The organism is Methylosinus trichosporium OB3b (assembly GCF_002752655.1).
Lineage (GTDB): Bacteria > Pseudomonadota > Alphaproteobacteria > Rhizobiales > Beijerinckiaceae > Methylosinus > Methylosinus trichosporium.
In genome coordinates this window covers 4,367,601-4,390,281 of record NZ_CP023737.1, presented here as the reverse complement: position 1 = coordinate 4,390,281, position 22,681 = coordinate 4,367,601, and the positions used below count along the sequence as shown (strand labels likewise).

The following is a 22,681-nucleotide window of genomic DNA, read 5'->3' as shown; positions in this document are numbered from 1 at the left end:
TCGTCCCTTAGTCCAACGAGCCCGTCAAAGATAGTCCCCGAGGACGGCCCGCAAAGCACCAACGCCCTCGCAGCCTCCTCTCCCCGCAAAGTGCGGGGAGAGGGGCGGCAGGCGCCGGAGGCTCCGCTGGGACGCAATGGAGCGGCGACAGGGTGGATTTTTACGTCGGCATTCGCCACCATGGCGCGAGCCCCATTCATCCTATTCCCGGAGAGGACATGAACAAGCCCGTCACCCAACGAGAGCTCGGCGCGAACGAAGGCGCCGCGGCGATCCGGGCGCGCTATCGGCGCGATGATTCGCCGACACCGCCCGTTTGGAACGAGACGCTCGACCTGCTGCTCGCACATCGCTCGGTGCGCGCCTATCTGCCGGAGTCGGTTCCGGCAAGCGTCGTGGAGACCATGGTCGCCGCCGCACAATCGGCCTCCACCTCCTCCAATCTGCAAGTGTGGAGCGTCGTCGCCGTGGAGGATGAGGTGCGCAAGAGCCGGCTCGCCGATCTCGCCGGCAATCAGCAGCACATCCGCGACGCGCCTTTGTTTCTGCTGTGGCTCGCCGATCTCTCGCGGCTGGACAACATCGGCAAGGACCAGGGCCGCGACGCCGCCGCCCTGCCCTTCCTCGAAATGTTCCTGACCGCCGCGGTCGACGCCGCCCTCGCCGCGCAGAACGGGCTGGTGGCGCTCGAATCGCTCGGCTATGGCGGGGTCTACATCGGCGGCATCCGCAACAAGCCGGAGGAGGTGGCCGCGGAGCTGGACCTGCCGCCCGGGACCTTCGCCGTCTTCGGCATGGCGGTCGGACGGCCCGATCCCGCCAAGGCCGGCGGCGTGCGTCCGCGCCTCGGCCAGGGCGCGGTGCTGCATCGCGAGCAATATGCCTGGAACGACGCCCAGCGCGAGGCCGTCGCCACCTATGACGAGAAGTTCCGCGATTTTCAGAAGGAGTGCGGCCTTCCCGAGCAGGGCTGGATTCGCCAGGCGCTCTCGCGCGTGCGCGGTCCCGAGAGCCTCAGCGGCCGCGACCGGCTGAGCGAGGTGCTGCGAAAGCTCGGCTTCGGGCTGAAGTAAGCCCGAAGCACGCGACGTCGATCGACGGCCGCTTTCCGACCCGCTCGGGTTTTGACACGAATCGCCATGCCGACCATATTTCGCTTCGACGGGCTGCGCGTGATCATCTACCCCAACGATCATAGACCAGCGCATGTCCATGTGAGGGGCGCGGCCGGCGAGGCGGTGTTCATCTTGCATTGTCCAGACGGGCCGCCGACGCTGCGCGAAAGCTTCGGCTTCGGCGGGTCCGAGCTGAACAGAATCGAGGTCCCGGCGCGCTGGCGAATCTGTGCGCTGAATGGAGAGCGATCCATGGCCGTTACTGAGCGGGACGTTCGACAGGCGGAAAAAAAGATGGAGGAGCTGCGCGCCAGCGGCTTCGCGGTTTCCGCGCGCTATGATCGGCGCGCAGGTCGCGTCGTCGTCTCGCTGAACACCGGCGTGCAGATCGCCTTCCCAGCGCAATTGGCGGAAGGTCTCGCCGGCGCGGCTGCGACCGACTTCTCCGAGATCGAGATCAGCCCTGCGGGTCTCGGGCTGCACTGGCCCAAGCTCGACGCGGATGTGTATCTGCCGGCGCTCCTGCAAGGCGTGTTCGGCTCAGAGCGTTGGATGGCCGCGCAGTTCGCGGGCGCTCGGTCTCGTTCACGCGGGAAAACCGCCGCCGTGCGAGATGACGGCCGCAAAGGGGGACGGCCGCGCAAAATCTCGGCCGCGAGCTGACGCTCCGGTCTCACAACGCCGGCTCGATCCTCACCGTCGCCTCGGCGCCCGGCGGCGGCGCGGCGGCGGGCTTCTCCGCCGTGACCACGACGCGCCGCGCGCCGTCCGGCAGCGCCTCGGCCTCGACCACGGTTCCGGCGAGCTCCTGGCCGCCGATCGCGACCACGGCCTTGTCGCCCACTTGCGCCCGAGCTCCGGCCGGAAATGTCGCGGCGACGTGCAACGGCAGCAGCGGGTCGATGAGGAACAACGGCTTGGGGTCGGACGGCGCGACGGCGCGGCCGGGCGCGGCGTGGCGCTCCGCCACCGTCCCGGCGATGGGCGCGACGATCTGCGCCGCCGCGGCATTCGCCTGCGCCCGCGCCAGCTCCGCTTTGCGGCGCTCGAGCCGCGCCGCGTCGCGCGTCTGACGGTTCTGTGCGTGGGCGAACGCCGAGCGCGCCCGCGACAGCGCCCGGCGCGTGGTCTTGCCGGCTTCGGCGCGCTCCAGCGCCGTCTTCGCCGCCAGCGCCTCGGTCGCGCTGTTCTCGGCGTTGCGCGTCGCCGCGTCGAGCGCCGCCTGCGCCTGCGCGACAGCCGTCTCCAACGGCATGGACTGGAGCCGGGCGCAGATCTGTCCCGCAGCGACGCGCTCGCCGACCGAACAGTCGACTGTCCCGATCACGCCGGCGATCTTCGCCCGCAGCGGCTCCGCAGGAGCCAGCGAAAAGACTCCGCGCGCGTCGGCCGCGCGCTCGGCCGGCGTGGCGGGCGAGGACGCCGGCGGCTCCAGATGCAGGAAGGGCTCGCGCCGCGTCGCCAGATAGAGCGAGCCGGCGATGACGGCGACGGCGAGGCTGCCGACGACGCCGGCGCGGCGCCAATCGGCGGCCTCGGCGCGCTGCGGAACGCCCCGCGCCGGCGCTCGCATCGGCGCGGCGCGCGGACGCCGGCGGCGCGCCAGCCATTTGTCGATCTCGTTGACGAACAGCAGGGACGAGCCGGCGAGCAACAGATAGCCCCATTCCTGCAACGTCACCGGGGCGATCCGCAATATGCCCGCGAGCGGCGGCCAATGCATGGCCGCGAGATGCAGAACCTGCGCGCCGACGACGCTCGCGAGCAGCAGCGGGCTCGCGAGCAGGCTGCGGTAGAAGATCGAATGACGCTCGGAGCGCGCGTTCAGCGCCTGGAAATTCTCGAAGATCACGAACAGCAGCAGCAGAAGATTGCGCGCCTGCGCGACGTCATAGCCATGGTCGAGCAGCCAGTCGAACACGCCGAATCCGACGCAGGCCATGACGATCGCCGAATAAACGTTGCGCTCGATCATCACGCGGTCGAAGATCGGCTCCTCGGGCCGGCGCGGCGGCCAGGTCAGCTCATCGCCCTCCGGCTTCTCGGCCGCGAGCGCCACATGCTGCACGCCATTGGTGACGAGGTTGAGCCAAAGCAATTGCACCGGCAGCAGCGGCATCGGCATGCCGAGCGGAATCGCCAGCAGGAACAGCAGCAGCTCCGCCGCGCCGGTCGACACCAGCAGGAAGATCACCTTGCGAATATTCGAGTAGGCGACGCGGCCCTCGCGCACGCCGCGCACGATCGAGGCGAAATCATCGTCGGCGACGATGATGTCGGCGCTCTCCTTGGCGACGTCGGTTCCATGCTTGCCCATGGCGACGCCGACATGCGCATGCTTGAGCGCCGGCGCGTCATTGACGCCATCGCCGGTGACGGCGACGAAATGGCCGTTGCGGGCGAGCGACAGCACGATCGCGAGCTTCTGGATCGGCTCGACCCGCGCATAGACGCGGGCGCGGCGCGTCAGCTCGTCGAGCGTCCCCTCGCCCAGCTCTTCCGCGCGCCGCACCTCGGCGCCGGTCGCCACCTGCTCCGGCGTGAACGCCATGCCCGCCTGCTCGGCGACGGCGGCGGCGGTGCCGGCCGAATCCCCCGTCACCATCGCCACTTCTATGCCGGCCTGATGGCAAGCGCGAATGGCGCGCTTGGCCTCCGGGCGCAGCGGGTCCTTCATGCCCGCGAGGCCGAGAAAGACGAGATTGTCGAGATGGCCGGGCCCGTAATCGCCGCCCGGCTCGGCGGCGATCTCGCCCTCGACGAAGGCGAGCACGCGCAGCCCCTCCGCCGACATCGCGTCCTTCTGTGCGGCGAGCGCGGCGCGGTCGATCGGGACCGCTTCGCCGCCGACATCCATCCGGCTCGCCATGGCGATCAGAACCTCGGGCGCGCCCTTGGCGAAGACGCGTACGGTGTCGCCGCGCTCATGCCGATGGAACGAGGCGGCGTAACGAATGTCGGGCTCATAGGGGATGCGCTTGATCAGCGGATAGCGCTCGCGCAGATCGTCGCGCTGCACGCCGCCCCGATGCGCGGCGACGAGCAGAGCGACGTCGACCGTGTCGCCAACGGTCCGCATGCCTTCGCGCTCCTGCCAAATCTCCGCCTCGTTGGGCAGCGCCGCGGCGCGCAGCAGCGCCGCGACGACCAGATCGGCGCGCTCGCCGGCGTCATCGGCCGCAGGCGCAGCGCGCGACAGCGTTTCCCCATCCGCCTCGCAGGTCAGAACCGTGCCGTCGGGCAGAGCGATGGTGGTGACCGTCAGCTGATTGAGCGTCAGCGTGCCGGTCTTGTCGGAGGCGATCATCGTGCAGGAGCCGAGCGCCTCGACCGCCGGCATTCGCCGCACGATCACATTGGCCTTAGCCATGCGGCGCATGCCGATCGCGAGCGCCACCGAAATCGCGACCGGCAGGCCCTCCGGAATGGCCGCGACGGCGAGCCCCACCGCCATCATGAAGATGTCGACGAGCGGCATCTGCCGGGCGAAGCCGATCGCCGCCAGCACGGCGATGGCGACGCCGATCAGCAGAGCGATCATGCGCGAGAAACGCTCCATGCGGATCATCAGCGGCGGCTGAGCGATGGACGGCTCGGCCAGCGCCTCGGCGATCCGGCCGACCTCGGTGGCGCGGCCGGTCGCCTCGACGACGCCGACTCCGCGCCCGCGCGTCACCATCGAGCCGGCGAAGGCCATGCCGGAGCGCTCCGCCTCGCGCCCGATCGGCGACAGCTGCGGCGCCTTGCGCACCGGCAGGGATTCGCCGGTGAGCAGCGATTCGTCGCAGCGCAGATCCTCGGCCTCGTCGAGACGAATATCCGCCGGCGCGCGCCGGCCGGCTTCGAGCAGCACGCAATCGCCAGGGACGAGCTCGCGGGCGTCGATCTCCATGCGCACGCCGTCGCGGACGACGAGCGCATGCGGCTGATCCTGCTCCTTGAGCGCCGCCGCCGCCCGCCCCGCCGAATGTTCCTGCACGGCGCCGATCACGCCGTTGATGAGAAGGACGATGGCGATGAACAGCGCGTCCTTGGCGTCGCCGATGACTAGGGCGACGGCCGCCGCCGCGGCCAGAATATAGATGAGCGGGCTGAGGAACTGCCGCAGAAACACCGCGATGAACGACGGCGGCCGCGGCTCGGGCAGCGTGTTCGGGCCGAATCTCTGCAGCCGCGCGCGCGCCTCGGCGCTGGTCAAGCCCTGCATGTCATTGCCTCGAGATCGGGAGCTCCGGCATGAGCGACGCCCGCGCCGCATGGAACTCACCTCAAGATAGCGCGCAGCCGGCGGCGAAGCGACCGCGCCGCTGCGCAGCGCCCCGAGCCTGTCGGCGACGCCCTTGCCGCTCCCCACTTCCGGCGGATAGAGATGCAGCGGCCGCCTCCGCCTCGGCAGGCGCCCAGCCCAAGGAGCCCGAAGCCAATGGCCCGCCCCTCTCTCGTCTTCGTCGCCGCCGCGTCCCTCGCCGTCATCGGCGGCGCGACCTTGTATTTCGTCCTGCGCCGCACGCCGGCCTGCGCCTCCGGCGGCGCGTTGATGGCGACCGCGCAGCAGTGCCGCGCGCTCGGCTTCGACGCCTCGATCTGCGCCTCCGCCGTCGACAAATCGCGCGCGCTGGCGCTGCGCGCCGCGCCCAAGCAGGACACGTCCTTCGCTTGCGAGGTGCTCTATTCGGACTGTTTCGCCGGACCGGACGGCCGCTTCACGCCCTCGCCCTCCTTCTGCCTCGCGCCCGGCGCGACCGAGCCGACCGAGATCCGCTATCTCGAATACGGATCGGATCGGCTGAAGCGCAAGAAGCTGCAGGAAGTGCGGCTGGACTGAGCGTCCGCCCGCCTCACCCGGTCACGGCGCGAACCGCGCGAAATCCGCACGCCCGGCCAATGCGCCGGGCTTTCTTCACGTCGCATTGACGCCTCGCTCCTAGCCTGCCTTTCGATTTCATCGGATCGTTCGAGGCAAGTCATGAAGCACGAGCTGCACTGTCGTGGTTTCGCCGCGGCTCTTCTCCTCGCCGCCCTCCCCTTCTCGACCGCCCGGGCCGAGAGCGTCCCCCTGAGGCTCGTCATTCTCGGCGATAGCCTGAGCTCGGGCTTCGGCGTTCCGGAAGGCTATGGCTTCGCGCCAGCGCTCGCGACGCGGCTGCGCGCCGACGGCTATCGCAATGTGGAGATATTCAACGGCTCCATGCCCGGCGACACGACCAGCGACGCGGCGACGCGCCTCGCCGCCGACCCGCGAGGCTATTCCGCCGATGTCGCCATTGTCGAGCTCGGCGGCAACGACATGCTGACGGCGACCGAGCCTGCCGTCGTCGAACGCAATCTGAACTGGATCATCGACGGATATCGGCGCGAGGGAACGCTCGTCGTCATCGGCGGCATGTTGTCGAAGCCAGAGCTCGGCTTCGTCTATAATGTCACCTTCGATCGGCTCTATCCCAAGCTCGCGACGCGCTGGGGCGCCTCGCTCTATCCGTTTTTCCTGCAAGGCGTGTTCGGCCATCCGGCGCTGATGCAAGAGGACGGCATTCATCCCAACGCCGCCGGCGTGCAGCGCATCGTCGCCGGCGTCGCGCCGATGATCGAGCGCAATCTCGACGCGGCGGCGGCGCGCCGCAAGCGCGTCGACGCCCGACAAGCGACGGCGGACGATGCGCCATCCGCCGCGCCCGCCCGCTTTCCCTTCTAGGAAGCAGCCGGAGTCGCGCGCAATCTGCGCTCGTTGAAGAGGCCGTGCAGGCTCTCCCAATCGAGCGCCAGCTCTCCGCCCGAAGCCTCGAGCTGCTGCTCCCAATTCACCAGCAGATCGAGGCAGGCGTGATCGATGAAGCTCAATCGGCTCAGATCGACATGGACGCGCGCGTCGGACGGCAGCGCCTCCAGCGCGCCGGCGAGGGTCGGCAGAGCGATGAAGGTCGCTGCGCCGACGAGCGCGACGTCGAAACGCCCCTCGCGCTCGTCCACCTGCATCTCGAAGCGCGAGAAGCTATAGAGCAGCCGCGCGACCGAGAGGCCGACGCCCACGGCGAGACCGGTCAGCACATCCGTGGCGACGACAGTGACGAAGGTCGCCGCATAGACGCCGGCCTCGACCCGGTCCTGGCCCCATAGAATCTTCACGAAGCCGATCCGGATCAGCTTGACGCCGGCATAGACGAGCACGGCCGCGAGGCTCGCCACGGGGATGAGCTTGAGCACGCCCGGAAGCAGCAGGATGAACACCAAAATCCATACGCCATGCAAAATCGTGGAGAGGCGCGTGCGGCCGCCGGCCTGCACATTGGCCGAGCTGCGCACGATGACGCCCGAGACCGGCAGCACGCCGAGAACGCCGCACAACATATTGCCGACGCCCTGCGCGACGAGTTCCCGATTGTAGCGCGTGCGCGCCGCATGGCGCTGCATCGCGTCGATCGCAGTGGCGGTGATGAGCGATTCGGCCCCGGCGACGAAGGCGAGCGAGAGACCCGCCATCCATAAGCCGCCCTCGCCCAGCCGCAGCAGAGCCGCGCTGGTCGGCAGCGTGATCGCCGTGAAAAGATCGTCCGGCGCCGGCACATATTTGAGGCCGAGGCCGAAATACCAGGCGAAGCCCGCGCTCACCGCCACGCCGATCAGCGGCGCCGGCAGCGCGCGCAAGCGCTTCGGCGCGAATTCGCTCCATGCGAAGATCAGGATGATGGTGAGCAGGCCGACCAGCGCCGCCGGCCGATGCTCCTCCATCGTCAGGCCTTTCCACATCGCCTCGGGAAGCGAATAGAGATTGATGATTCCTCCGAACTCGCGCCCCGTGCCCGGCGGAATATCGTCCACCATCACGTGGAATTGCGAGGCGAAGATCAAGAGGCCGATGCCGGCGAGCATCCCTTGAATCAGCGCCGGTGAGACGGCGCGAAAGATCGGACCGAAGCGCAGCGCGCCGGCGACGACCTGGACGAGGCCGCTGACGAGGACGATGACGCCGATCGCCTCGAGGCCGAAGTCCTTGACGAACACCGCCACCATCACCGCCGCGCCATTGGCCGCGCCGCTCACCTGCAGCGGCGAGCCCGACAGCAGGCCGACGACGATGCCGCCGATCGCGCCGCTGACGAGGCCGACCGCGGCGGCGTTCTCGAACGGATAGCCGGCGACGAGCGCGAGGCCCATCGACAGCGGAAGAGCGACGAGAAAGACGACGATCGACGCGAGGACGTCGTCACGCAAGCGGACAAAAACGGATTCTCTTCGAACATCTGCCGATGACATGTCGCATCTCCAGAAAGCGGCGGCCTTGGATCAGATCTCGACGCGCCGAAGCGTCTGCGCCGCCGCGGGCCGCTGCGTGAGCAGGATGAATTGGCGCGCGTCCGGGTCGTAGCCGAACACCTCGCCGGTCTCGATCTTGTAGACCCAGCCGTGCAGCCGCAGTCGGCCCTGCGACAGCGCCGAAGCGACCGCCGGATGCGTGCGCAAATTCTCGAGCTGAGCCAGGACATTCTCCTGAATGGCGATGTTGAGCTTCTGCGTCGCGTCATGCTCGCAATATTTGTCGCGCATGATGCGTTTCGTCGCCTCCGCATGCGACAGCCATTCGGTGAGCGCCGGAAACTCGTCGGCCGGCGGCGGCGCGAGCAGTCCCTTCATCGCGCCGCAATGCGAATGGCCGCAGACGACCACGTCCTTCACCCCGAGCCCGGCGACGGCGAATTCGATCGACGCCGCCTCGCCGCCGCGCACAGCGCCATAGGGCGGCACGAGATTGCCGGCGTTGCGCAGGATGAACAGCTCGCCCGGCTGTGAATTGGTCAGCAGGCAAGGATCGATGCGTGAATCGGCGCAAGTGATGAACAAGGTCTCCGGCGATTGCCCCTGCGCCAGGCGCTCGAACAATTCGCGCTGATTGCCGAAAACCGTGGATTGGAAATGATGAAGCCCTTCGATCAGCTTTTGCATGGCTCGCCTCCTACGACCAAAGCCTATGGCGCGCTTCACATATCGTAAAATAGATTATATATATTTTTTCCATCGGTTTTTTGGATGACTCTCATGGACCGGCTCAACTACCAGCACCTGTTCTATTTCTGGAACGTCGTGCGCGAGGGCGGGGTTTCGCGCGCGAGCGAAAAGCTGCGCCTCGCCCAGCCGACGATCAGCGGCCAGCTCGCGGTGTTCGAGAAGACAATCGGCGCCAAGCTGTTCCTCAAGCAGGGCCGCAATCTGGTCATGACGGAGACCGGCCGCACGGTCTTCAATTACGCCGACGAGATTTTCTCGCTCGGACGCGAGCTCGCCGAAGCGCTCGACAATCGCCCGGGCGCGCGCGGCCAGCGCTTGAGCGTCGGCGTGTCCAACGCGCTCCACAAGCTGCTCGTCTATCGCCTGCTGGAGCCGGCGCTCAACTCCGCGCCGCCCGCGCATCTCATCTGCTTCGAGGACAAGCTGGAGCGCCTGCTGACGGAATTGCCGGTGCATGGCGTCGATCTCGTGATCTCCGACGCGCCAGCGACCAGCGCCGCCGATGCGCGCATCTACAATCACCTCCTCGGCGAGAGCGCCGTCGCGGCCTTCGCCACGCCGGCGCTGCACGCGCGCTGCGCGGAAGGGTTTCCGCATTCGCTCGACGGCGCGCCGCTGCTGCTGCCGACGACGAACACGGCGCTGCGCCGCTCGCTCGATCAATGGCTCGACGCCCATGGCCTCTTCCCCGACATCGTCGCCGAGATCGAGGACAGCGCGTTGCTGAAGACGTTCGCCTCCGCCGGCGCCGGCCTCTTCATGGGCCCGGTGGCCATGCGAGAGGCGATCGAACGCCAATATGGCGTCGAGCTCATCGGCACGCTCGCGGGCGTCAGCGAGCGCTTTTATGCCATCACCGCGCAGCGCAAGGTGAAGCATCCTTGCGTCGCCGCGATCTTGGAGCGCGCACGCGACTTTTTGACGAGTCCCGCGTGACGGCGCGCCGTCAGGCTCGCTCGCCGATCAATTCGCGCAGCTTCGAACGGAAAGCGACGATCATCGCGCTCCCGGCGAGGGCGACCGCCGCCACCAGCAGGAAGAAGCCGCCGGGAGAAAAGCGCGACCAGAATCCACCGAGCCAGCCCGCCGCGAGCGCGCCGAGAAAATTGCTGGCGAGCCAAAGGCCCATCACCGACGAGCGATCCGGCGCGAGGCGCGACACCAGCGACAGCGCGATCGGCCAGAAATGCAGCTCGCCGAGCGTGAGAAGCGCGAAATAGGCGACGAGCCACATCGCCGAGGTCTTGCCGTCCGCATCGACCCACGCCGCCGCCGCGAGAAGCGCGTAAGAGAGCGCGAGCAGGAGACAGCCGAGCGCGAGCTTCATCGTCGTCGAGGGCTCTCGCCGCGAGATCGCGAGCCGCGCCCAGAAGGCGACGAGCGCCGGCGTGAACAGAAAGATCATCAGCGGATTGACCGCCTGAAACCAGGTCACCGGAATCTCGCCGCGCCAGAATAGAAGGTCGACGTTGCGATCGGTCGCGTCCGCGGCGAATAGCGCGATCGTATTGCCCTGCTGCTCATAGGCGACCCAGAACAGCGCCGCAGGCAGGAACAGCAGCAGCAGCCCCGTCATGATCCCTGCGAGATCACGCGAAGGCGCTGCGTCCCGCCGCCTCTCGCGCGGCGGGTCCGGCGGCAGCAAGGGCAGGCCGAGGAGATAAATGAGGAGGCCGATGCTCATGCCGACGCCGGCGCTGGCGAAGCCGTAATGCCAGCCGACCCGCTCGCCCAGCGTTCCGGCGACGAGCGGCGAAAAGAAGGCGCCGATGTTCACTCCGACATAGAAGATCGAATAGGCGCGGTCGCGCCGCGCATCGTCCGGCGCATAGAGTCCGCCGACCTGAGTGACGATATTGGGCTTGAAGGCGCCGTTGCCGAGCATCAGCAGCGCCAGAGCGACGAGAAAAAGCGCTTCGAACGCCATCAGGAAATGGCCGGCGGCCATCAGCGCGCCGCCGAGCGCGACGGTGCGGCGACGGCCGAGCCATTGGTCGGCGAGCACGCCGCCGAGGATCGGCGTCAGATAGACGAAGCCGGTGTAGAGCCCGTAGATCTGCGAGGCGAAGGGCTGAATCGCGAGCGGGCCGGAGAGGCTCTCCAGCGCGCGCCTCAGCGCGGCGAGGCCGAGCACATCGCCCGCCCACGCCGGATCGAGAAGATGCTCGACCATATAGAGAACGAGCAGGGCGCGCATCCCATAATAGGAGAAGCGCTCCCACATCTCGGCCGAGAACAGGATGGTCAGCCCGCGCGGATGGCCGAACCAGTCGGAGCCGCCGCGATCAGCGACGGTCATGCACCGTCCGGCGCGAGATAATCGAACACGACCTCTCCGAGCGCCAGAGTGAGATCGGCGGAAAAATGCACGGCCGAGATCACCTCGCGCACCGGCAGCCGCGCGACGTCGCAGGCGACATGCGAATAGAGATCGATCGCCGCGGGCGAAGCCCAGGCGCCTTTCATCACGATGTCGGTCATATAATAGCGCACCAGCTCCAGCACGCGCGGCGAACCGTCGACATGCGGAATGATCTTGAGCAGGAAATTCGGCTGCGTCAGCGATTGCGCGATCGGCGCCGCTTCGAGAATGCGATGCTTGTAGCCGACCGAGGCGGAAACGCAGAGCGCCTTTCCATAACGCAATGTGCAGACGATGACGTCGCCGTCATGCTCGATCTTCGGCGAGGCGAGTTTCTTGGGAAAGCCCCACAACTCACGCCCGCCGGCGATGGGCGCGTCGTCGTCGAGATACATGGCGTGGACATAAGCGCCCTTCTCGCCCTTGTAGGTGACCGGGATCACCTGCCCCGTCTCGGTATAATCGCCGAAGCCGGTCGAATCCGGCATACGGATGAACTCATATTTGACGATCGGCTCGTCGATCTCGAGCGGCTCCGGCACCACGGCCTCGAGCGCCGCGCGATCGGTGCGGTAGGTGATGACGATGAACTCGCGGTTGTAGAAGCGATAGGGTCCGCGCGGATAAGCGGGATTGGTGAGCGGCATGGCGAAGGCGGTGCTGCGCACATCGGCGATCTTCATGTCGAAGGCTCCGTGAACGGATGATGCGAAGACGCCTAGATAGCGCAATTTCACGACGATCGCGCGGAGGGATCAACGGCGCCGCTGTCCGAACCATTCGTGCGTTCCAACAGCGCCGGGCGCCTCCTCTCCCCGCTCGCGGGGCTACGGGATTCACGGAAACGCTTTGGCTGTTGCGATGGCGTATCCGGCGAGCATGGAGGCGAGGCGGTTCCATCCGTCTCGCATCGTCTTGGGGCCGGGCGGCTTGTAGTAGCAGTTCCAGCCTCCCAAACGGGCTGTGATCCAAGCGAGCCATGCGAGCGAGCCCTTCTCATGCGGGTTCTTCTGCCGTTCCGTCTTGCCCTCCAAGGTCTTGCCGATCGCCTCGAGCGGCTCGACCAGGGCCTCGTCGACGACGTCGCCACAGGAGCGCGGGCCGCCGTCGCGCGCGTCGACCAGTTGAATGATGCGAGCCGCCGCTCCGAGGGCCACCGCCGAGAGCCGCATCAACCGCTCGGCGTCGACGATCTGGCTGTCCTCGAGCGCGAGCCCGTCGCTTTTGAGGGTGCGGAACAATTGCTCGATCCGCCAGCGCAAGCGATAGCAACGCACGATCTCGCGCGCCTGTTCGGCGGTTTCGGCCGCATGGGTGGTCAGGAGCCGCCACAGCAGCGAAGCGACGCCTTCCGGCGGCTCGATCTCGCGCGCCTCCACCAGCGTCAGCTCGACAGCCGGCGCGCCCGTCTTTTCCTTCGCGGAGAGGGAGGCCGGGGCGAGGAGGCGGACGCGGACCGCGCGCAGCTCGACCCTGGCGAGGCGCCCTTTGTCGCCCGGCCCGCGCGGCGCGACCTTGGTCATTGTCGTCGTCAGCGGCGCGGCCGCGGCGGCCGCCTCGAAGAGAGAGCCGCCTTCGATACGGCGATCCTGGGCGGCGCGCACGACGAGATGGACGCCCTCGGGACGCCGCGCGAAAAGCTGGAAGATGTCGCTCTCGCGGTCGCCGACGACGGTGACTTCGGCGGCCGCGCCGAGCTGCTCTGCGGCGCTCGCGCAGCCTTCGAGCCAGCGCGCCGATTCCTTGTCCTCGAAAGCGCGGCCGCGCCGCGCCGGCGCCTTCGTCTGCGGACGCGTCCAGATCCGCGCGTCGACGAGGCCGACTACGGCCTCGTCATCGGCGTCTATGGCCAGCACCGGATGGATGAAGAAGCCAGGATCGCATCCATTGCCGGCGGGCCCCAGGCCGCGACGCTTGGCCGAGCGGCCGGCGAAATTGATCTCGCTCGTATCCTGTGCGGCCACCACCCGGCGACCGGCGCAGCGCTCCGCGGTGCGCGCGCCCAGCGTCTCCATGATCGCCTCGACCGAGGCGAAGCCGGACGACAGGAAGCGATGGGCGCGCATCTCGCCGCTGCGCGAGGCCCCGACCTTACGCAAGGTCAGCGACCCCGTCGCCGCGATCTGCTCCATCAGCCAGTCGCCGCTGCGCTCGACACGAATGTCGCCGACCCCAAACCCCATGACCCGCCTCCGATCCGATTCGCTCGGACCTGTGAAGCGCAAATGCAACGCTTTGGGAATCGCTTCCGTGAACTCCGTAGGCTCGCGGGGAGAGGTGAGGTGAGGTGAGGGGCCGGCGCCTCTCTCCAAATTATTCGTGATTCCAGCGACCCCAGCCTATCGCCTCACTGCTCGGACGCCTGCCGGCGTCCGCCGAGGCGGAATTCCGCCGGCTCGACCACCAGCATTCCCGCCGAAGTGCGCAGCGCCAATCGGTAGGGCACCACCATATGGGCGTTGGGCATCGGCGCCAGCCAGACCGTGATGTCGTTGTTCTCGGCCATGAAGCGAGTCGAGACGCTGTCGGGCCGGTGCCCGGAGATCGGCGTGTAGCGCGCCGCGCACACCGACACCGGGCCCTCATAGCCGCGCGTCTGCACCATGCGGGTCTCGACATATTGCAGCGTCACGTCGAAACGCGTCACGCCGTCGAAAACCGGTATGGTGCGATTGCAGGCGGAAGGGCCGGTGAGCGGCTCGTTCTCCGGCACGGTCATCAGCAGGGCGCTCACCGGATCGGTGATATGGGTCTTGTTGCCCTCCGTCACCGGAATGCGCACCGGCATGTCCCAGGGAGTCGGCTCCACCTCGACGGCGCGCACAGCGTTGCCGGCGAGCGCCATGCGCACGGTGCGCGTCTCATAGGAGTTGGAAGTCGTGTTGGCGTAGCGCGACGGCTGCGGGCCGCCGCGCGCCAGCGCGCCGGCGGCGGTGGCGGCCCCGCGCGTGTCATTGACCAGCGAGGCGAGCCCCGAGGTGCGCATGGAAATATCGATGCGGTAGGTGCGCCCGTCGAACACGCCCTGGGCCGAGGCGTGGCCGATAGAGAAGCCGATGAGGCTCAACGAATAATTCGCCTTCAGCGTCTCGGCCGCGAAGGCCGGGCCCGCCGCGGCCAGTGTGAGAAGCGACGCGGCCAAGCCACGAACGGCGCCGCGAGCCCTTACGAGAACGAATGACACTCGAGCCATGCCGGAATCCGCGATCGATCCAATCATCCGCCACCAACACCACCGCGAGCGTCTCGTCGGCGCTCTGCCCATCCGGCGGACGGGCCGCTCAGACCCATTCCCGCCAGCTGCCGTCGGCGAAGACGCGCCAGGCGCGCAAACCCGCTTTGGCGACGACGATGCGGCCGGCTTTCGCCTCGCTCACGAGGTGCTTGAATACGAGCTGATTACGCCAGGAAAACGGCTTTTCCGGGTCACAGACCGCATGATATTCGTCGCTGTCGGGATCGTCCATCAGCAGTGTCCCCACCCGGTCCGGCCTCAAGGGCGGCCCGAGCTCGCGCTCTTCCTTCCAGCGGCACTGATAATCGCGACACACTTGCGGGCGCGTCGCATAGACGCCGCAGCCGCTTGTGCGCGTGCAATGACCACACCAGACGCCGGCGCGCTTGTCGAATTCGTCGATCTCGAGAACCTTGCAGCAGAAGGCGCAGGGACCGCAGGCCTTGCCGGGAATGTCGAGCATGAGAGGTTTCGCGTGCGCGCCGATTGGGTGGATCGAATCGTTCTGCTACACTGGTTACAACGATCGCGCCGCCCGCGCCATCGCCTTCGCCGCCGAGCCGGGACGAATGGTCCAAGGAGCACGAGCATGACGAGACCCGATCCGCAGAACCTGTTCGTCACCACGCAATGGCTCGCCGAGCACCTGCACGCCCCGGACCTCCTCGTCCTCGACGCCTCCTGGCACATGCCGGCGGCAGGGCGCGACGCCCACGCGGAATATCTGGCGGGCCACATTCCCGGGGCGGTCTTCTTCGACATCGACGCGATCGCCGATCATTCGACCGACCTGCCGCACATGCTGCCGGACGCCGTGGCCTTCTCCTCGGCGGTGCGCAAGCTCGGCTTCGGCGACGGCATGCGCGCCGTCGTCTACGACAGCGTCGGCCTGTTCTCGGCGCCGCGCCTGTGGTGGACCTTGCAGGTGTTCGGCGCGAACGAGGTGTCGATCCTCGACGGCGGCCTGCCGGCCTGGATCGCCGAGGGACGCCCGCTCGAAGAGGGGCCGGCGACACGCCAGCCCCGGCATTTCACGCCCCGCGTCGACCATGGCCTCGTCGCCGACGCCGAGGATGTGAAGAAGGCGCTCGCCGTCGGCTCGGCGCAGGTCGTCGACGTGCGCGCGTCGGAGCGATTCCGCGGGCTCGCGCCCGAGCCGCGACCGGGGCTGCGCTCCGGCCATATGCCCGGCGCGCTCAACCTGCCCTTCGGCGCGCTGGTCGAGCAAGGCCGGCTGAAGGACCGCGCGGCGCTCGAGGGCGCCTTCGCTGGGGCCGGCGTCGACCCCGACCGCCCGATCATCGCGAGCTGCGGATCGGGCCTCACCGCCTCGATCCTGAGCCTCGCGCTCGCCGCCACGGGGCGCCGGCCGGCGACGGTCTATGACGGCTCCTGGTCGGAATGGGGCGCGCGCGGCGATTGCCCCGTCGTCATCGAGGTTTGATCGCAGGCCGGGCGCCGCCGTCCGAGGCGGAGCCTGCCGAAAATCCGGGCGAAGGACCACCGCTGTCGGCGCCGCCCGGGCGGCGGGCGCGGCGCGTCCAATCCGTCGAAAAGCAACGACGGCTCGATCCCCTGAAACAAAAACAAACGATTATGTGACAGGCTGCGCGAAGACGGCCGCGCACCCCCGCGGCCCGCGAGCCCCCTCACCCGAAAATCGGCGTATGGCACGGGCTGTGCTGTAGCAAAAAGCGCGTTCGACGGCCGCCGCCGTCATCGAAGATCAACAGCCGCAAAGCGCAGCGTCGAGCCTCGACAGAGGGAAGGAGGCGTAACAAATGCCCAAATACAAGCTCGAGTATCTCTGGCTCGACGGCTATAAGCCGGTGCCGAATCTACGCGGCAAAACGCAGATCAAACATTTCGACCGCTTCCCGACGCTCGAGGAGCTGCCGCTCTGGGGCTTCGACGGCAGCTCGACGCAGCAGGCCGAGGGCCGCAGTTCCGACTGCGTGCTGAAGCCCGTCTCCGTCTTCCCGGACAGCACGCGCACCAATGGCGCGCTGGTGATGTGCGAGGTGATGATGCCGGACGGCGTGACGCCGCATCCGTCCAACGCGCGCGCCACCATTCTCGACGACGAGGGCGCCTGGTTCGGCTTCGAGCAGGAATATTTCTTCTACAAGAACGGCCGTCCGCTCGGCTTTCCCGAGTCCGGCTTCCCGGCGCCGCAGGGGCCCTATTACACTGGCGTCGGCTATAAGAACGTCGGCGAGATCGCGCGCCAGATCGTCGAGGAGCATCTCGACATCTGCCTCGAGGCCGGCATCAATCACGAAGGCATCAACGCCGAGGTGGCCAAGGGCCAGTGGGAGTTCCAGGTGTTCGGCAAGGGCTCGCGCAAAGCCGCCGACGAGATGTGGGTGGCGCGCTACATCCTGCTGCGCCTCGCCGAGAAATACGGCATCGACATCGAGTTCCACTGCAAGCCGCTCGGCAACACCGATTGGAACGGCTCCGGCATGCACGCCAATTTCTCGACCGCTTATCTGCGCGAGGTCGGCGGCAAAGCCTATTTCGAGCAGCTGATGAGCGCGTTCGAGAAGGCTAAGGACGCGCATATCGCGGTCTATGGACCGGATAATCATCTGCGCTTGACCGGCCTGCACGAAACCGCGTCGATCAACACATTCAGCTGGGGCGTCGCCGATCGTGGAGCCTCGATCCGCGTGCCGCACAGCTTCGTCAAGAACGATTACAGAGGCTATCTGGAAGATCGCCGTCCGAACTCGCAAGGAGACCCCTACCAGATCGCCTCGCAGATTCTGAAGACGATCTCGACCGTGCCGACACGTTGAGATCGCTTCGGCGACCGAGGCGCGTCGCTCCGACGCCGGACGATCGAGCGGCGACGCGTCGTTTCGCGCCGCTGCTGGCTTTCTGAAAGAGGCGAGCGAAACCCTGAGACTTTTCTGATCTCCGCACATTCGCTCGCGCGAATTCGACGTCGACGACCGCAGCCGACGCCTCATTTTTGGGCGTCGGCTGCGATCGTCCGCGCTATTTTAGCCGTGGAACATTTTTGCAGCAGATGCTATTAGCCCTCGGTTCCCGGGCCGGGAGGGCGGAAGCCGTCGCAGCCTCGGAACACGAGCGATGCGGGGAAGGGTGAATGAAGAAAATCGAGGCGATCATCAAACCCTTCAAGCTCGATGAAGTAAAAGAGGCGCTGCAAGTCGCCGGCCTGCAAGGCATTACTGTCACCGAGGCGAAGGGTTTCGGTCGCCAGAAAGGGCACACCGAGCTCTATCGCGGCGCGGAATATGTGGTCGACTTCCTGCCCAAGGTGAAGATCGAGATCGTGCTCGCGGACGACACCGTCGATCGCGCGATCGAGGCGATCCGCAAAGCCGCGCAGACGGGCCGCATCGGCGACGGAAAGATTTTCGTCTCCAATGTCGAAGGCGCGATCCGAATCCGCACCGGCGAGACCGGGGCGGACGCGATCTGAACCGGCTCATCCCGTCGATCTCGGCGCGCCCTGCGGCTTCATCATCCCGCTCGCGCAATACGCTTCGACGCTCCACATCGAACTGAAGGCTCCACGACATGACGACGGCCAAGGACGTTCTCAAGCAGATCGCCGACAACGACGTGAAATATGTGGATTTCCGCTTTACGGATCCGCGCGGCAAGTGGCAGCATGTCACTTTCGACGTGTCGATCGTCGACGAGGATGCGCTGAACGAAGGCATCATGTTCGACGGCTCCTCCATCGCCGGCTGGAAGGCGATCAACGAGTCCGACATGACGCTGCTGCCCGACCTCTCCACGGTCACGACCGATCCGTTCTTCGCCGCCTCCACCCTGTCGATCGTCTGCGACGTCGTCGAGCCGACCACCGGCCAGCCCTACAACCGCGACCCGCGCGGCATCGCCAAGAAGGCGCAGGCCTATCTGCAGTCGACCGGCGTCGGCGACACCTCCTTCTTCGGTCCGGAAGCCGAATTCTTCGTCTTCGACGACGTGCGCTTCTCCACCGATCCCTACAACACCGGCTTCACCGTCGATTCGGTCGAGCTGCCGACCAATTCCGACACGGCCTATGAAGGTGGCAATCTCGGCCATCGCGTGCGCACCAAGGGCGGCTATTTCCCGGTTCCGCCGATCGACTCCGCCCAGGACATGCGCGGCGAGATGCTGGCGGCCATGGCGTCGATGGGCGTAAAAGTCGAGAAGCACCATCACGAGGTCGCCTCCGCCCAGCACGAGCTCGGCCTGAAGTTCGCGACGCTCGTCGAGGTCGCCGACCATCTGCAGATCTACAAATATGCGATCCATCAGGTCGCGCATTCCTACGGCAAGACGGCGACCTTCATGCCGAAGCCGGTCTATGGCGACAATGGCTCGGGCATGCATGTCCACCAGTCGATCTGGAAGGAAGGCAAGCCGGTGTTCGCGGGCGACAAATACGCCGGCCTCTCCCAGGAGTGCCTGTGGTATATCGGCGGCATCATCAAGCACGCCAAGGCGCTGAACGCCTTCACCAATCCGTCGACGAACTCCTATAAGCGCCTGGTTCCGGGCTTCGAGGCGCCGGTGCTGCTCGCCTATTCGTCGCGCAACCGCTCGGCCTCCTGCCGCATTCCCTTCGCGACCAGCCCGAAGGCGAAGCGCGTCGAGGTTCGCTTCCCCGATCCGACAGCGAACCCCTATCTCGCCTTCTCGGCCATGCTGATGGCCGGCCTCGACGGCATCGCCAACAAGATCGATCCGGGCCAGCCCTCCGACAAGGACCTGTACGACCTGCCGCCGGAGGAGCTGAAGGCGATCCCGACGGTGTGCGGCTCGCTGCGCGAGGCGCTCGACAGCCTGAAGGCCGACTACGGCTTCCTGACCGCTGGCGGCGTCTTCAACGAGGACTTCATCCTCTCCTACATCGACCTGAAGTATCAGGACGTCTATCGCTTCGAGATGGCGCCCCACCCGGTCGAATACGACATGTATTACAGCTACTGAGACCCGAGGGCCCGATCGAAAGATCGGGCCTTTTTCGTCCGGGCCCCTCCCCCGGCCCTTACATCTGACTGAAATCCTCCGGCGCGATGCAGACATGCATCCCATCGAGGCTCGAGTCGAATTTCATCTGACAGGCGAGACGCGAATTGAGCCGGCGGTTGGGCGCCTTGGCCAGCATGATGGCTTCGGCGGTCTCGATCGGGGGCATGGCGACGCCCTCGGGCAGATCGACATAGATTTGGCAGGTGGCGCAGGTGCAGCTGCCGCCGCATTCCGCGAGCAGCTCCTGCACGCCCGATTTGCGGATCAGCTTCATCATCGTCGCGCGATCCTTGCCGGCGATCTCCGATCGCGTTCCGTCGCGCGTCTCGAGCGTGAATTTCGTCATTCGTCACTGTCCGATGTTCAGAGAGGCGAGATCGGGGCTGACGGCATGGCCGCTGTCGACCGGCCCGTCGCGCGCGATGCGGATGGTCGCGAGCCCGGCGGTCCTGGCGGCGTCCAGCTCCTCCTCGCTTTCCGACAGCAGCAGGATCGACGCCGCAGGCAGGCCCAGCCGCTCGCAGATGTCGCGATAGGAGCCGGGCTCGATCTTCTGGCCGAGCGAGGTGTCGAAGAAATCCTCGAACCGTCCGGTCACTTCCGCGGAGCCGCAGCGGGTCAGCAGCAGCTTCTGCGCGGGAGCCGAATTGGAGGAATAGACGAAGAGGCGCAGGCCGGCGGCGGCCCAGGCGGCGAGAGCGGCGCTCACATCGGGATAGAGCTCGCCCTGCAGACTGCCCGCCTCATAGGCCTCCTCCCAGACGAGACCCTGGAGGATTTTCAGCGGCGTCGCCTTGCGCCCCTGCTTCATCCAGCGCAGCAGCAGCGATTCCGCCTGCGCGGGCTCGAGCTCATAGCCGCCCATGAGCCGCCCGGTCTCCTCGAGCGCCTCCTCCACCACCTCGTCCTCGGCATGCTCGACAATATAGCTCCCGAGCCGCTGCGCGGCGAGCGGGATAAGCGTCTCGGTCATGAAGGCCATGGGCGCCATGACGCCTTCGATGTCGATCAGAACGGCGCGCAGAGGCTCGCTCATCGCGCGGCCTCGCGAGCGCTCCGCCGCTCGCCTCCCAAATGTTCGAATCTCGCCATTGCTCTCGCTCGCCTTTCCCGGTCGCGTCGTCTGGCAGCATGATTTGTGCCGTGTCGGCGCAGGGCCGCGCTCGGACCGCGAGCCTTCAGGCTCGCATCCCGGAAGCAGATCAGTTTGCTTTCAGAGATTCCCGCGCCTATCTTGATCGCAAGAGTTCTTCGGCCTTCATTTTCGACCGCCTCGCCTATGTCGACCGCCTGCGCGCCGCCGGCGTCGACGAGAGCCAAGCGCGCGCCCATGCCGAAGCGCCGGATGTGGCGTTGCGTGACGGCATCGCGTCGAAGGCCGACATCGATCGACTCGCGACGAAGTTGTCGGGTGATATCGGCCGGCTCGAAGCCAAGATCGAGACCGCGACGGCGCATCTGAAAGTGGAAATTCTGCGCTGGATGGTGGTGACGCAGCTCGCGGTGGGCGGACTGCTGTTCGCGGTGCTGCGGTTCGCGAAGTGAAACTGCCGGAACGAAGATTTTTTTGGTTTAAATCGTGCGATCCAAGGCGACGCCATTGCGGGGAGCGACGCGACGAAGCAGCCCGGGAGTTGCCCAGACAGCTACCAATGCGCCCGTCCATTGCGATGAAGATCAGCCACCATCGGCGCGCCGCTGTGCTTCCCTCCGCTTGCCCGGCCGATATTTCAGCGCGATCCCCAAATGCCGGAATAAAACCTTATCCGTGCGCTCACGACACGCACGTCACCGCCGATTACCCTCTAAGGTAAACGAGAGGTTATCAAGCAAGAGTAACTTCAAAGCTCCATGATGAAGAAATTCTTGTATTCGGGACGAGGCCGTCGCGCGGCGACAGCAAAGTAACGCCGACCTTCAGCGGTGAATCCTTTTAGATTGAAAAACAAAATTAGCCTTTTAGGACCAGTCATTTTGGCTCGGCAATCTTCGATAAAAAACTCATATTCTGGCACTTTCCATTCAGAATGAAAGGCGGGGCTAAAAACAACCACCTGCTCGGTCCCAGGAGGAATTGGCAATCCCTGGAAAGGACGCACCCAGTGTTCAAACACGACGTCAGTGAGCCCATACGCCTGTCGCAACGCCTTATAAGGGCCTCGCTGTTCGAGTTCCACGTCGATACCGCAAACCTTCTGCCCATAGATTTCACGAAGGAGCACGAGCAAAGTGCCTGGGCCAACGCCGATGTCGAATGTCGTCGATGGTCCCTCGAAATACGGCAGAAGGTCGATAAAGCGATCGACTAATCGAGGAGAATCGAAAAAATATTTTGCTGGCGCGACAGGATTAAGCCCCCCATCTGGCCCAAGGGTTCTGCCACCGCCAGCGAATCCGAGCGAAGGCGAAAGGTGCTCCGGATCTCCGGCGGCTTTCAACGCCTCGAAACGAGCTTTGAATTCTACGCCGAGCCGTTCGGCGGTTTCAATGATGAATTTACGCGTAGCAGCGACTTTAGCGTCAGTCATAAGGCCGTCCAAAGCTTACCTCTTGCGGTTGAGGCCGGAACCATGAGGCTCGATATCAGACATCTGGACAAATGTAAATGAACAGATTACGATCCTCGTCGGATCACCTGCTGTAGAGTTCTTTCAAATCCAATCGGAATGAAAACTGCTCGAGTTTACTCAGGACAGTATGACATCGAGTGGTTTCAGCCAGCTAACGAGACAAACCGCTCCGATAGCCCGGGTAAGTCCTGCGGAACGCGCCCGAATCACGTGCGATGGCGATGCGGGCGTCTGATCGCGCGCTCGTCAAAACAGGCCTCGCCGGGCCTGCGTCGCGTCGCTCATTGTTGAAGGCCAGACGCCGGCGATCGAGACCGCGCTTCCGAAACGCGATCGCAGGCTTTCATAGACGTCGTCACGACGCCGTCATGAATAAGACAGGATCGCTATCGTC

At 66.2% G+C, this 22,681-nt stretch carries 20 protein-coding genes and 2 pseudogenes; 10 read left to right on the top strand and 12 right to left on the bottom strand.

Features of this window, described 5'->3' with window-relative positions; translation table 11 throughout:
- Window positions 1-218: 218 nt before the first annotated feature.
- Window positions 219-1,073 carry a nitroreductase family protein gene (locus CQW49_RS20825; RefSeq protein ID WP_003611439.1) on the top strand — a complete coding sequence of 285 codons (855 nt, stop codon included), beginning with the start codon at window positions 219-221 and terminating at the stop codon, window positions 1,071-1,073.
- Window positions 1,074-1,139: 66 nt separating this feature from the next.
- The gene (locus CQW49_RS25755) at window positions 1,140-1,778 is read left to right on the top strand and encodes a DUF2442 domain-containing protein (RefSeq protein WP_003611441.1); all 639 of its coding nucleotides are present in this window, start codon (window positions 1,140-1,142) and stop codon (window positions 1,776-1,778) included.
- Window positions 1,779-1,788: 10 nt separating this feature from the next.
- On the opposite strand, the pseudogene CQW49_RS26460 reads toward CQW49_RS25755, so the two are convergent.
- Both CQW49_RS26460 and CQW49_RS20810 read right to left on the bottom strand, forming a co-directional pair.
- A pseudogene (locus CQW49_RS26460) lies at window positions 1,789-2,445 on the bottom strand (efflux RND transporter periplasmic adaptor subunit); the annotation flags it as partial.
- 246 nt (window positions 2,446-2,691) lie between these two features.
- Window positions 2,692-5,373, bottom strand: a pseudogene (locus CQW49_RS20810) (cation-translocating P-type ATPase); the annotation flags it as partial.
- A gap of 165 nt (window positions 5,374-5,538) precedes the next feature.
- Here CQW49_RS20810 and CQW49_RS20805 point away from each other — a divergent pair.
- Together CQW49_RS20805 and CQW49_RS20800 are read left to right on the top strand one after the other, a co-directional pair.
- Window positions 5,539-5,940 (top strand): hypothetical protein, encoded by a 402-nt coding sequence (locus CQW49_RS20805; protein ID WP_003611444.1) that lies wholly within the window; start codon window positions 5,539-5,541, stop codon window positions 5,938-5,940.
- 141 nt (window positions 5,941-6,081) lie between these two features.
- A complete protein-coding gene (locus CQW49_RS20800) occupies window positions 6,082-6,807 on the top strand; it encodes an arylesterase (protein ID WP_003611446.1) in 726 nt (241 codons plus the stop codon).
- Here CQW49_RS20800 and CQW49_RS20795 read toward each other — a convergent pair.
- Entirely contained in the window at window positions 6,804-8,324 is a 1,521-nt protein-coding gene (locus CQW49_RS20795; RefSeq protein ID WP_244593391.1) for a SulP family inorganic anion transporter, read from the bottom strand. The genes CQW49_RS20800 and CQW49_RS20795 overlap by 4 nt on opposite strands.
- 72 nt (window positions 8,325-8,396) lie before the next feature.
- Entirely contained in the window at window positions 8,397-9,053 is a 657-nt protein-coding gene (locus CQW49_RS20790; protein ID WP_003611450.1) for a carbonic anhydrase, read from the bottom strand.
- 93 nt (window positions 9,054-9,146) lie between these two features.
- Here CQW49_RS20790 and nhaR point away from each other — a divergent pair, with 93 nt between their 5' ends.
- Window positions 9,147-10,052 (top strand): transcriptional activator NhaR, encoded by a 906-nt coding sequence (nhaR, locus tag CQW49_RS20785; protein WP_003611451.1) that lies wholly within the window; start codon window positions 9,147-9,149, stop codon window positions 10,050-10,052.
- 10 nt (window positions 10,053-10,062) lie between these two features.
- On the opposite strand, the gene CQW49_RS20780 is transcribed toward nhaR, so the two are convergent.
- The 5 genes from CQW49_RS20780 to CQW49_RS20760 form a co-directional block, all read right to left on the bottom strand.
- Window positions 10,063-11,415 (bottom strand): peptide MFS transporter, encoded by a 1,353-nt coding sequence (locus tag CQW49_RS20780; protein WP_003611452.1) that lies wholly within the window; start codon window positions 11,413-11,415, stop codon window positions 10,063-10,065.
- Complete coding sequence (locus CQW49_RS20775; protein WP_003611454.1) at window positions 11,412-12,161, bottom strand: acetoacetate decarboxylase; 750 nt, start codon at window positions 12,159-12,161, stop codon at window positions 11,412-11,414. The genes CQW49_RS20780 and CQW49_RS20775 overlap by 4 nt, the downstream gene beginning before the upstream one ends.
- Window positions 12,162-12,314: 153 nt before the next feature.
- The gene (locus CQW49_RS20770) at window positions 12,315-13,661 is read right to left on the bottom strand and encodes an IS4 family transposase (protein ID WP_024749416.1); all 1,347 of its coding nucleotides are present in this window, start codon (window positions 13,659-13,661) and stop codon (window positions 12,315-12,317) included.
- A 164-nt stretch (window positions 13,662-13,825) separates the two neighbouring features.
- The gene (locus CQW49_RS20765; protein WP_244441271.1) at window positions 13,826-14,620 is read right to left on the bottom strand and encodes a DUF3108 domain-containing protein; all 795 of its coding nucleotides are present in this window, start codon (window positions 14,618-14,620) and stop codon (window positions 13,826-13,828) included.
- Window positions 14,621-14,759: 139 nt separating this feature from the next.
- A complete protein-coding gene (locus tag CQW49_RS20760) occupies window positions 14,760-15,176 on the bottom strand; it encodes a CxxCxxCC domain-containing protein (RefSeq protein ID WP_003611458.1) in 417 nt (138 codons plus the stop codon).
- A 126-nt stretch (window positions 15,177-15,302) separates the two neighbouring features.
- Between CQW49_RS20760 and sseA the strand changes: the two genes are divergently transcribed.
- From sseA to glnA, 4 genes are all read left to right on the top strand, one after another.
- Entirely contained in the window at window positions 15,303-16,157 is an 855-nt protein-coding gene (sseA, locus tag CQW49_RS20755; protein ID WP_003611459.1) for a 3-mercaptopyruvate sulfurtransferase, read from the top strand.
- A 337-nt stretch (window positions 16,158-16,494) separates the two neighbouring features.
- Window positions 16,495-17,514: a glutamine synthetase beta-grasp domain-containing protein gene (locus CQW49_RS20750; protein ID WP_003611461.1), complete on the top strand. Its 1,020-nt coding sequence runs from the start codon at window positions 16,495-16,497 to the stop codon at window positions 17,512-17,514.
- A 314-nt stretch (window positions 17,515-17,828) separates the two neighbouring features.
- Window positions 17,829-18,167, top strand: a complete 339-nt coding sequence (locus CQW49_RS20745) for a P-II family nitrogen regulator (protein WP_003611463.1) — start codon at window positions 17,829-17,831, stop codon at window positions 18,165-18,167.
- Window positions 18,168-18,265: 98 nt separating this feature from the next.
- Complete coding sequence (gene glnA, locus CQW49_RS20740; protein ID WP_003611465.1) at window positions 18,266-19,675, top strand: type I glutamate--ammonia ligase; 1,410 nt, start codon at window positions 18,266-18,268, stop codon at window positions 19,673-19,675.
- 58 nt (window positions 19,676-19,733) lie between these two features.
- Here glnA and CQW49_RS20735 read toward each other — a convergent pair whose 3' ends face one another.
- Together CQW49_RS20735 and mtnC are read right to left on the bottom strand one after the other, a co-directional pair.
- A complete protein-coding gene (locus CQW49_RS20735; RefSeq protein WP_003611467.1) occupies window positions 19,734-20,063 on the bottom strand; it encodes a 2Fe-2S iron-sulfur cluster-binding family protein in 330 nt (109 codons plus the stop codon).
- A 3-nt stretch (window positions 20,064-20,066) separates the two neighbouring features.
- Window positions 20,067-20,753: an acireductone synthase gene (gene mtnC, locus CQW49_RS20730; RefSeq protein WP_003611469.1), complete on the bottom strand. Its 687-nt coding sequence runs from the start codon at window positions 20,751-20,753 to the stop codon at window positions 20,067-20,069.
- A gap of 107 nt (window positions 20,754-20,860) precedes the next feature.
- Between mtnC and CQW49_RS20725 the strand changes: the two genes are divergently transcribed.
- Window positions 20,861-21,262: a hypothetical protein gene (locus tag CQW49_RS20725; RefSeq protein WP_244441272.1), complete on the top strand. Its 402-nt coding sequence runs from the start codon at window positions 20,861-20,863 to the stop codon at window positions 21,260-21,262.
- A 296-nt stretch (window positions 21,263-21,558) separates the two neighbouring features.
- Here the strand turns inward: CQW49_RS20725 and CQW49_RS24810 are convergent, their stop codons facing one another.
- Window positions 21,559-22,245 (bottom strand): class I SAM-dependent methyltransferase, encoded by a 687-nt coding sequence (locus CQW49_RS24810; RefSeq protein ID WP_003611473.1) that lies wholly within the window; start codon window positions 22,243-22,245, stop codon window positions 21,559-21,561.
- Window positions 22,246-22,681 lie beyond the last annotated feature (436 nt).